Origin of the sequence: Micromonospora sp. DT63, from assembly GCF_049841615.1 — a bacterium.
In the GTDB taxonomy this organism is placed as follows: Bacteria; Actinomycetota; Actinomycetes; order Mycobacteriales; family Micromonosporaceae; genus Micromonospora.
Genome location: NZ_JBNCKQ010000001.1, coordinates 615,298 through 625,768 on the forward strand (window position 1 = coordinate 615,298; position 10,471 = coordinate 625,768).

Genomic DNA, 10,471 nt, shown 5'->3' on the forward strand with positions numbered 1-10,471 from the left:
TCAGGCGCTCGGCCCGGTGGCGGCGACGCCGACCACCGGGCCGAGCACGAAGACGGCGGGCGGGCCGATGCCCTCGGCGGCGGCGACCGCGCCGATCTCGTCCAACCGGGCGGGCACCGACCGCTGGCCGGGCAGCCCCGCGTCCTGCACGGCGAGCACCGGGGTCTCCGGGGGGCGACCATGCTCGACAAGCACCGCAGCGATCTTGGCGATGGTGTCCACGGCCATCAGCAGCACGACGGTGCCCCGGGCACGGGCCAACGCGGCCCAGTCGACGAGCGAGTCGGGATGCCCGGGCGGCAGATGCCCGGAGACCACTGTGACGTCGTGCGCCACGCCCCGGTGCGTGACCGGCACGCCGGCGAGGGCCGGCGCGGCGAGGGCGCTGCTGACCCCCGGGACCACCGTCACCGGCACACCGGCCGCCCGGCAGGCCAGCACCTCCTCGTGGCCGCGTCCGAAGACGTACGGGTCGCCGCCCTTGAGGCGTACCACCCGACGGCCGGCGCGGGCGTGCGACACCAGGGCCGCGTTGATCGCGGCCTGGGCCATCGAGGGGCCGCGGGGCACCTTCGCGGCGTCGATGACCAGGACGTCGGGGCGCAGCCCGGCGAGCAACCCCTGCGGGGCGAGCCGGTCGACAACGACGACGTCCGCGGCGTCGAGCAGGGCCTGTGCGCGTACCGTGATCAGGTCGTCGGGCCCCGGCCCGCCGCCGACGACGGCGACCGAACCGTGGTCGTGGTGGTCGTGGCCGTCGTGGCCGTGGTGATGGTGGTGGCCGACCGGGTCGTCGGGGTGGTCGTGCGGGCGTTGCGGGCGACCCACCTTGTCCGCGAAGCCGGGCATCGACACCCGGTACGCGCAGGTGTCGCAGTTCATCCGGATGTCCCCGCCCAGCGCCTCGGCGTGGCGTTCGAGCACCAGCTCCGCGAGGGCGTCACAGTCGCCGATCACCTCGGCCACCCGGACGTCGAGGTCGGGGTGGGCGGCGGCGAACTCCGCAGACTGGGCGACGATCCGGTCGGGCAGCACGCCGGCGAACAGGAAGTACGGCGCGACGACGATCCGCCGCGCGCCGAGCCGGCGCAACCGGTCCAGCACCTCCGGCACCGACGGCTGCGCCAGGGAGATGAAGCCCGGCTCGACACCCGCGTAGCCGCGTCCCTCCCAGAGCAGCCGGGCGACCTTGGCCACCTCGGCGTTGGCATCCGGGTCGGTGGAGCCCCGCCCGATCAACGCCACCCACGTACCGGCCCGGTCGACACCCGCCAGCGCCGCGTCGATGCGCTCTTCGAGGGCGGTGTGCAGCAGCGGGTGCGGGCCGAGCGGGCGTCCGTAGCGGTAGGTCAGCCCGGGGTGGCGCTGCTGCTCGCGTCCCATGGCGGCGGGAATGTCGCCCTTGCCGTGCCCGGCGGCGGTGAGCACCAGCGGCAACGCGACGAGGGCCCGGTGCCCGCGGGCGACGAGCGCGCCGACCGCGTCGGTCAGCGGCGGGCGGGACAGCTCGATGAAGCCGCCCTCGACGTCCGCGACGGCACCGCGACGGCGGACCCGCTCGACGAGCGCGGCGAACTGGTCGACCCCGGCAGCGCTGCGCGTGCCGTGCCCGACGATGACCAGACCGGTCATGACTTCTCCTCGATGTAGAGCAGGGCGTTGAGGGCGGCGGCGGCGACCGCCGAGCCACCCTTCTCGCCCACGTTGGACACCCCGGGCAGGCCGCTGGCCCGCAGCGCCGCCTTCGACTCGGCGGCGCCGACGAAGCCGACCGGCAGGCCGACGACAAGCGCGGGCGCGGCGTCCAGAGTGAGCAGTTCGACGAGCGCGGTGGGTGCGCAGCCGACCACCCACACCGCGCCGGGGCCGACCCGGTCCAGCGCGATCCGCACGGCCGCCGCCGAGCGGGTGATGCCGGCCGCGCGGCCCAGTTCGGCGGCGGCCGGCTCGGCGACCGGACAGACCAGCTCCAGGCCGCCGCGGGTGATGCCGGCGGCGACCATCCCCACGTCGGTGACCACCGGCGCACCGGCGCGCAGCGCGGCCAGCCCCTTCTCCAGGGCGGCCTCGTCGCAGACCAGCTCGTCGACGTACGCGAGGTCGGCACTGGCGTGCACGACCCGCTCGGTCACCGCCCGGCTCAGCGGCGGCAGGTGCGACAGGTCGACCCGCTCGCGCAGGATGCGGTACGACTCGACCTCGATCGGATGCACCACCCGGCTCATCGGGCTCCTTCCCAGGACTCGGCCACGCGGATCGCGTCGACCGGGCAGATCTCCAGGCACTCCAGGCAGCCGGTGCAGCGGTCGGCGCGTACCGTCAGGCCGCCGGCGACCGGCCGGATCGCGTGCGTGGGGCAGGTCAGCAGGCAGGCGCCGCAGCCCTGGCAGGCGTCGATGGTCACGATCGCCACCGGTACCCCCGGGGCGTGACCATCCGGCCGGCAACCAGCCTGGTGTCGCTGTTACCGACCACCACCACGCTGTACATGTCGACGATGCCCGGGTCGAGCGTGGCCAGCGTCGCCAGGTGCAGCCGCTCGCCGGGTCGGCTGGCGTTGCGCACCACGCCGACCGGGGTGGCCGGTGGCCGGTGCGCGGCGAGGATGCCGAGCGCCTTGCCGAGCTGCCAGTCACGCGCACGGCTGCGCGGGTTGTAGAACAGCGTCACGAAGTCGCCCTCGGCGGCGGCGGTCACCCGCCGCTCGATGACCTCCCACGGGGTGTGCAGGTCGGACAGGCTCACGTAGGCGTGGTCGTGGCCGAGCGGCGCCCCGAGCAGCGCCCCGGCGGCGAGCGCGGCGGTCACCCCGGGCACACCGACCACGTCGATCCGCTCGTCGGCGTACTCCAGGGCGGGGCTCGCCATCGCGTACACCCCGGCGTCGCCGGAGCCGATCAGCGCGACCGCCCGGCCGGCGGCGGCCTCGGCGACGGCCGCGCGGGCCCGCGCCTCCTCCGCGCCCAGCCCGCTGGACAGCACCCGGATGCCCGGCCGCAGCACGTCCCGCACCTGGTCGAGGTACTGGTCCAGGCCGACCACCACCGCCGCGCGACGCAGCTCCGCGACCGCGCGCGTGGTCCGCAGGTCGGCGGCGCCCGGCCCGAGCCCCACGACCGCGAGCCGGCCGCGCGGCGCGTGCCGCGCCACCGCGACGGTGGCCATCGCCGTCGCGGTCTTGCCCACGAGCAGCGTCGCGTCGTCGGACCGGCCGTCCGGGCCGAGCAGCGCCGCGGCCTCCGCGACGCTCGGCGTGCCGACCGCGGCGCGGACCACCTCGCTGGGATGCGGCACGTCGACAGTCGCCAGCCGCGTCGCCGGCCAGGTCACCAGGTGTACGCCGAGCGCGTCGGCGGTGCTGCGGATGCCCGCCTCGTCGGCTTTGACGTCGGCGCTGGCCAGGCAGCGCAGGCTCGCCGGGTCGAGGCCGGCCTCGGCAAGCACCCGGTGCAGCAGCTCCGCCACCTCGGCGGCCGGTACGCCCCGACTCGCGCCCACGCCGGCGACCAGCGACGGTGGCCGCAGCACGGCGGTCCGCCCGTCGGGCGGCACCACCCGGTCGGTGACCAGCACCCGGTACCCGTTGCCGTCGGCCGGTTCGTCGTCGGCGGGGTCGTTGTTGGCGGGGTCGGCGGGGGCGGCGGCATCGCCGGCGGGGTCGTGGTGGCCGGCCGGGTCGTCGGAGGCTGCCCTGGGGGCGATGACGTGCACGTTCGGAGGCAGGGCGGGCAGCGGCCAGGTGGCGTCGGCGATCAGCCGGACCGGTTCGCCGTCCAGGATGGCCCGGGACACCGCGGCGACCGCGCCCTGCACCGGCCAGCCGAGGGTGTCCAGTCCGGGCAGGCCTACCGCGTCGGTGGCGGTGGTGATCACGGGTCGGGCGTCCAGCAGCGCGCCGACGGCTTCCGCGAGGTCGTTGCCGCCGCCGGCGTGGCCGCCGAGCAGCGCTACCGCGTGCCGGGCGGCCTCGTCGACGACCACCACGGCCGGGTCGGTGCGCTTGTCCCCGAGCAGCGGCGCGAGGATGCGCACCACCGCGCCGGTGGCCAGGAACGCCACGACGGCGTCGCAGCGCGCCCAGGCGGTCCGCAGCGCGTCGGCGACGCTCTCCCTCTCGACGAGCCGCGCGTGCGGCCAGGCGGCGGCGACGGTGTCGGCGTGTCGTCGGCCGGCGGCGGTTGCCGCGACCAGGCCGACGCGGGTGGTGACGGTCAGGTCGGGCACGGGCGCTCCCCGGTGAGGACGACCACCGGGTTGGTGGCCGCGAGGCGGATCGACCCGCCGGGCAGGTCGGCGAGGCGGGCGGCGGAGAGCTGGCTGCCCTCGACCGTGTAGCCGGCGGCGCGCAGCAGGCCCACGGCCGGCGCGACGCGGTCCAGCGCGGCCAGGGTGAGCACCACCCGCTCGGGTCGGCGGGCCACCACTGCCGCAAGGACGTCGGTGCCGCCACCGCCGACGAAGACCGCGTCCGGCTCGGGCAACCCGGCCAGCGCCGCCGGGGCCCGCCCGACGACGATCCGCACGTCGACGGCGTGCACGGCGGCGTTGTCCCGGATCATCGCGGCACTGGCGGCGTCCTGCTCCACGGCGAGCACTGCGGCGCCGAGCAGCGCGCACTCGATGCCGACCGAGCCGCTGCCCGCGCCGACGTCCCAGACCAGCCGGCCCAGGCGAGGCCGCAGCCGGGCGACGACGAGGGCCCGCACCTCGGTCTTGGTGATCATGGAGTCGCGGTGGGCGTACCGGTCCTCCGGCAGCGCCCAGCCGCCGGCCGGCGCGGCGGCCGGCTGGTTGTCCACCCGCATCCCAGCCGGCCTGACCGGGTCCGGCGCGGCGTTCACGGGCCCGGCAGACGCGGCGGGCGCGGCAGTCGCGGGCGCGGCAGACACGGCGGGCACGGGCACGGCGGGCACGGGCACGGCGGGCACGGGCACGGCGGGCACGGGCACGGCGGGCACGGGCACGGGCACGGCGATGCTGAGCAGGACGTGCGGGTCGGACCAGGCGCCGGCGGCGGCCTGCTCGGGGGTCACCGCCCGGACGCGTTCGGCGTCGGTGCCGAGGTGTTCGGCGACCACCAGACGGCGGGGCCAGCCGATCAGTCCGGCGCCCAGTTCGGCGGCGCCGACGCCCGGCGCGGTGAGCACCGCGACCAGTGGCAGCGCCCGGCAGGCGTTCAGGGCCGGTCGCGGGTCGCGACCGTGCGCGGTGACCACGGCTGCGCCGTCCCAGGGCAGCCCGGCACGGGCGAACGCGGTGGCCACACTGGACACCGCCGGCGCGACCCGCAGCGGCAGCCCGGCCGCGCGCAGCCGCCGGACGATGCCGAACAGTCCGGGATCGCCGCTGGCCAGCACCACCGCCGGCACGCCGGCGGCCACGGCGGCGCTCAGCCGCCGTACGGCCGGGGCGAGCGGCCCGAGGACGACGGTGTCCACGCCCTGCGGCACGGAGACGGTGGCCAGGTGCCGGGCCGCTCCGACGACCAGCCCGGCCACGGCCAGCGCGGGAACGACTGCGGGGTGCGGTGGCGCACCGGCCGCGTCCACCCCGACCACCGTCACCAGCGGATCCGGGGACGCCACGGTCACCACCGGGTCCGGGGACGTCACGGTCACCGGCGGGTCCGTAGCGGCCACGGTCGCCGGCCGGTCGGAGGGCGCTGCGGTCGGCCGGCTCATCGCGGCCACCGGCCCGACGAGGCGACCACCCGCGTGCCGGCGAAGTCGACCATCGCCACGTCCACGGTGACCGTAGGCCCGGCGAAGCGCCGCAGCACCTGCCCGACCCGCTGGCAGAGCAGGTCCCCGGCCGGGCTGAGCAGCCCGGCGGCCTCCCACAGCTCGTACGCGTGCCGCCCGGTGTTCGCCTCGGTCACCGCGGCGACCAGTGCGGGATCGCCGCCGGCGTCGGCGGTCACCGCGCCGAGCAGCGACAGGTCCACCTTCGAGCGGGTGTAGTGGGTCATCAGGATCCCGGCGGCGAGCTTGGCGAGCTTGCCGGCCATGCCGACGAAGACCACACCGGTCATCGCGTCGCCCACGGCGGCGGTGACGGCCGCGCCGGTGAAGTCGCCCACCTCGACGAAGCACACCTCGGGCAGCTCGGGCAGCAGCGCGCGGGCAGCCCGCTCGGTACGCCCGCCGGTGCACAGCACCACCGTCCGCTCCCCCTGGGCGGCCATCACGTGCACGGCCTGCACGACGCTGGCCCGCCAGGAGGCGGTGGAGAAGGGACGGACGATCCCGGTGGTGCCGAGGATCGAGATGCCGCCGAGGATGCCGAGCCGCCGGTTGGTGGTCTTGCGGGCCATGATCTCGCCCCGGGGCACGCTGATGACCACGCGGACCCCGACCTCGGTGAGGTCGACGACCTCGGCCACCGCGTCGCCGATCATCCGGCGTGGGGTGTCGTTGATGGCCGGACCACCGACCGCGAGGCCGAGGCCCGGCTTGGTGACGGTGCCGACCCCGGGCCCGCCGGCCAGGCGCAGCCCGGGGACGTCGGTCCAGTCCACGGTGGCGGTCAGCTCGGCGCCGTGGGTGACGTCCGGGTCGTCACCGGCGTCCTTCACGACCACCGCCTCGGCGTGCACCGGTGGGCTGCCGGTCACCTGGCAGCGTTCGACCGGAAAGCGCACCCGGCGACCGGCGGGCAGCCCGATCTCCACGTCCGGTTGGATCTCGCCGGTGACCAGGGCGGTCACCGCCGCCTTCGCCGCCGCCGTCGCGCACGCGCCGGTGGTCCAGCCGGTCCGCAGCGCGGTGGGCCGGACCTTCGCCGTACGCGGCAGGTCCGGTTCGCGCAGCGGCGGCTCGGCGTACGTCATGGTGTGCCTGTTCCCCCGGCGCGGACGCCGGACTGGCGGCGCAGCTCGGCACGGGCGACCGGCTCGGCGCGACGGAAGGTGTGGAAGTGCCCGGGGTGGTACAGGTGCGAGCGGGTGCCCTCGGCGGCCAGCGCCGGCCCGACCAGAAAGAGCGTGTGCTTCCACAGCTTGTGCTGCTTGACAGTGGCCTCCAGCGTGCCGACCGTGCAGCGCACGACCAGCTCGTCGGGCCAGGTCGCCTGGTACGCCACGACGGCCGGGGTGTCCGCCGGGTAGCCGCCGGCCAGCAGCTCGGCCTGCACCTGACCGGAGCGGGCGGCGGAGAGGAACAGCGCCATGGTGGTGCCGTGCCGGGCGAAGTCGCGGACCCGCTCGCCGGGCGGCATCGGAGTCTTGCCGCCTTCGAGGCGGGTGAGGATCACCGACTGGGCGACCTCGGGCACTGTCAACTCCCGCCCGACGAGCGCCGCGACGGCGGTGAACGACGACACTCCGGGCACGATCTCGACGGCGAGGTCGAGCGTCCGGCACAGGTCCAGTTGTTCCTGCACGGCGCCCCAGAGCGCCGGGTCGCCGGAGTGGATGCGGGCCACTGTCAGCCCCTGCTCGGCGGCGCGCTGGTAGATCGGGAGCACGCCCTCGATGGGTAGCTGCGACGAGTCGACGATCTCCGCGTCGGGGCGGGCGTGGTGCAGGACGTCGGCGTGCACCAGGCTGGCCGCCCAGATCACGATGTCCGCCGCGGCGATCACCCGGGCGGCTCGCAGGGTCAGCAGGTCCGCCGCACCGGGGCCGGCCCCGACGAACCACACCTTGCCGTTGCTGGTCACAGCTTTCCTCCTCGGTGGTCGCGGCGGGCGGGCACCAGCAGCGTCGACAGGTACGGCAGGTCGTGCGCGGTGTCGTCGACTGCGCCGACGTGTTCGCCGGGCAGGCCGAGGTTGCGCCCGAGGACCGCGTCGTGGAGACGGCCCTGTCGGCGCAGTTCGGCGAGCAGCTCCGGGTGCCGCCGCCAGCCCTTGTAGGCGACAACGGTGCCCGGCCCGGCGAGGGCGTCGGCGAACAGCGCCAGACCGGCGGTGGCCGGCAGCAGCGTGAGCGGTTCGCGTCCCTCGCACAGCGCGACACCGCTGCGGGCGGCCAACTCCTGCATGGCGGTCACGCCGGGCACTGTCGCCACCCGCACGGCGGGGCGCAGCGCGCGGACGCCCTGCGCCAGGTAGCCGAAGGTGGAGTAGACGTTGGGATCGCCGATGGTGGCGAACGCGACGGACCGCGCGCCCGCGTCGAGGGCGTCGACCACGCTCCGGGCGGCGTCGTCCCAGGCCGCCGCCCGGCGGGCGGTCACCCCACCCCGGTCGTCGAGGGCGAACGGCAGCCGACGCAGCCGGTCCGCCGGCACGTACTCCCGGACCGTCGCCTCGGCCCGCCCGGCCTGCGCGCCCGGCGGCGTCGCACCGCCGGTCGCGGTCGGCGCGACCCGGTCCGCCATCACGGGTACGAAGACCACGTCGGCCTCGCGCAGGGTCCGCACGGCCTTGACGGTGAGCAGTTCGGGGTCACCCGGTCCGACGCCGACGCCGGTCAGCGTGGCGTCGGTGGGACCCGCGTCGATGGTCGGCCGCGCGTCGGCGCGCTGCGCGTTCATCGGCACGCCTCGACCAGCCGGCGGGCGGCGGCGGGGTGGCCGGCCCAGTGGGTGTGCAGGTAGGAGGCGTGCACGCGGCCGGCGACGAAGCCGTGGTCGGTGCCATTCCAGCGCCACGCCGGCGCCTCGCCGTGCGCGGGGTCGGTGGTGGTGCGGTGGAACTCGTGGCCGCGTACCGGCTCGCCCGCGCGGGCCACCGGGGAGTCGGTGACGGCCCGGGCCTCGCGGTAGCCGAGGGTGAGCCGGCCGGTCATCCGGGCGGTGAGGTCCAGCCGACCGCACATCGGTACGCCGTCCAGTGCCCGCCCGAGGTAGAGCAGTCCCGCGCACTCGGCCACGATCGGCCCGTCGAAATCGGCCAGCTCGGCCCGGAGTGTGCCGTTGCCGGCGAGGGCCTCCGCGTACGCCTCGGGGAAACCGCCGCCGATCACGACCGCGCGGGTGCCGGCGGGCAGGGCCTGGTCGCGCAGCGGGTCGACGGTGACGACGTCGGCGCCGGCGGCGGTGAGCAGTTCGGCGGTCTCCGCGTACGAGAAGGTGAAGGCCGGACCACCGGCGAGCGCGACGAGCGGGCGGTCGTCGCCGGCCGGACCGCCGACGGCGACGGCCGGGTCCCAGGCCGCGGCGGTCAGCGGCGCGGCGGTGCGGGCCAGGTCGAGGACGGCGTCGAGGTCCACGGTGGCCTCCACCAGCTCGGCGAGGGCGGTGACGATCGCGAGGGACTCGGGAGCCCGCTCGGCCACCGGGACCAGCCCGAGGTGCCGGGCCGGCGCGGCGACCTCGGCAGCGCGGGTGACCGCTCCGAGCACCGGTACGCCCACCTCGGCGAGCGCGTCGCGCAGCAGCGTCTCGTGCCGGGGCGAGCCGACCCGGTTGAGGATCACCCCGCCGATGCGCACGGCCGGATCGAAGGCGGCCATGCCGAGGGTCAGCGCGGCTGCCGAGCGGCCCTGCGCGGTGGTGTCCAGCACCAGCAGCACCGGCGCGTCGAGGAGGCGGGCGACGTGCGCGGTGGAGGCGAAGTCGCGCCGGCCCACCGCGCCGTCGTGCAGGCCCATCACACCCTCCACCACGGCGATGTCGGCGGGCGTCGGCACGCTCGCGCCGTGGCGCAGCAGACCGGCGATCCGCTCGGCCCCGACCAGGAACGGATCGAGGTTGCGGCCGGGCCGCCCGGCGGCGAGGGCGTGGTAGCCGGGATCGATGTAGTCCGGGCCGACCTTGTGCGGGCTGACCGTCAGGCCGCGACGGCGCAGCGCGGCGAGCAGCCCGGTGGCGACAGTGGTCTTGCCGTGGCCGCTGGCCGGCGCGGCGACCACCACTCGGGGCAGCGCCCAGGGAGCGCTCACCACTCGATGCCCTTCTGGCCCTTCTGGCCGGCGTCCATCGGGTGCTTGACCTTGGTCAGCTCGGCCACCAGGTCGGCGGCGGCGACCAGGCGCGGGTCGGCGTCCCGGCCGGTGATGACGACGTGCTGGAAGCCGGGGCGGTCGGCCAGGGTGGCGACCACCTCGTCGACGTCCACCCAACCCCACTTCATCGGATAGGTGAACTCGTCCAGCACGTACAACCCGTACCGCTGCGCGGCCAGGTCGCGCTGGATCTGCCGCCAGCCCTCCAGGGCGTCGGCGGCGTGGTCGGCCTCGCCGCCGCGCTGGATCCAGGACCAGCCCTCGCCCATCTTGTGCCAGGCGACAGGTGCGCCCTGGCCGGTACGCTCGTGCACCTCGCCGAGCGCCCGGAAGGCGTTCTCCTCCCCCACCCGCCACTTGGCGCTCTTGACGAACTGGAACACCCCGACCGGCAGGCCGGCGGTCCACGCCCGCAGCGCCAACCCGAAGGCGGCCGTCGACTTCCCCTTCATCTGTCCGGTGTGGACGATCAGCAGTGGCCGGTGCCGTCGCTGCCGGGTCGTCAACCCGTCAGCGGGCACCACGCTCGGCTGTCCCTGCGGCATCAGCCGTCCTCCCTCGTCTGCGCGATCGTGCAGTTTC

Annotated in this window: 9 protein-coding genes and 1 pseudogene; all 10 read right to left on the minus strand. The window is 76.3% G+C overall.

All coding sequences use genetic code 11. From position 1 onward, the window contains the following. A complete protein-coding gene (gene cobA / locus ACLQ27_RS02960; RefSeq protein ID WP_425865499.1) occupies positions 1–1,632 on the minus strand; it encodes a uroporphyrinogen-III C-methyltransferase in 1,632 nt (543 codons plus the stop codon). Then, on the minus strand, positions 1,629–2,225 hold the full coding sequence (locus ACLQ27_RS02965; RefSeq protein WP_425865500.1) for a precorrin-8X methylmutase: 597 nt from the start codon (positions 2,223–2,225) through the stop codon (positions 1,629–1,631). Before ACLQ27_RS02965 ends, cobA begins: the two co-directional genes overlap by 4 nt. A 20-nt stretch (positions 2,226–2,245) precedes the next feature. Next, positions 2,246–2,413: pseudogene (locus ACLQ27_RS02970) on the minus strand (DUF362 domain-containing protein); the annotation flags it as partial. Next, positions 2,401–4,224, minus strand: a complete 1,824-nt coding sequence (cobJ, locus tag ACLQ27_RS02975; RefSeq protein WP_425865502.1) for a precorrin-3B C(17)-methyltransferase — start codon at positions 4,222–4,224, stop codon at positions 2,401–2,403. The gene cobJ and the pseudogene ACLQ27_RS02970, both read right to left, overlap by 13 nt. Further along, positions 4,212–5,618, minus strand: a complete 1,407-nt coding sequence (gene cbiE / locus ACLQ27_RS02980) for a precorrin-6y C5,15-methyltransferase (decarboxylating) subunit CbiE (RefSeq protein ID WP_425865503.1) — start codon at positions 5,616–5,618, stop codon at positions 4,212–4,214. The genes cobJ and cbiE overlap by 13 nt, the downstream gene beginning before the upstream one ends. A 59-nt stretch (positions 5,619–5,677) precedes the next feature. Then, on the minus strand, positions 5,678–6,829 hold the full coding sequence (locus tag ACLQ27_RS02985) for a cobalt-precorrin-5B (C(1))-methyltransferase (protein ID WP_357573856.1): 1,152 nt from the start codon (positions 6,827–6,829) through the stop codon (positions 5,678–5,680). Continuing rightward, positions 6,826–7,659: a precorrin-4 C(11)-methyltransferase gene (gene cobM, locus ACLQ27_RS02990; protein ID WP_425865505.1), complete on the minus strand. Its 834-nt coding sequence runs from the start codon at positions 7,657–7,659 to the stop codon at positions 6,826–6,828. The genes ACLQ27_RS02985 and cobM overlap by 4 nt, the downstream gene beginning before the upstream one ends. Further along, complete coding sequence (cobI, locus tag ACLQ27_RS02995) at positions 7,656–8,477, minus strand: precorrin-2 C(20)-methyltransferase (RefSeq protein ID WP_357573857.1); 822 nt, start codon at positions 8,475–8,477, stop codon at positions 7,656–7,658. Before cobI ends, cobM begins: the two co-directional genes overlap by 4 nt. Beyond that, on the minus strand, positions 8,474–9,829 hold the full coding sequence (locus tag ACLQ27_RS03000; protein ID WP_425865506.1) for a cobyrinate a,c-diamide synthase: 1,356 nt from the start codon (positions 9,827–9,829) through the stop codon (positions 8,474–8,476). The genes cobI and ACLQ27_RS03000 overlap by 4 nt, the downstream gene beginning before the upstream one ends. Beyond that, complete coding sequence (cobO, locus tag ACLQ27_RS03005) at positions 9,823–10,434, minus strand: cob(I)yrinic acid a,c-diamide adenosyltransferase (protein ID WP_425865507.1); 612 nt, start codon at positions 10,432–10,434, stop codon at positions 9,823–9,825. The genes ACLQ27_RS03000 and cobO overlap by 7 nt, the downstream gene beginning before the upstream one ends. Between the last annotated feature and the right edge of the window lie 37 nt (positions 10,435–10,471).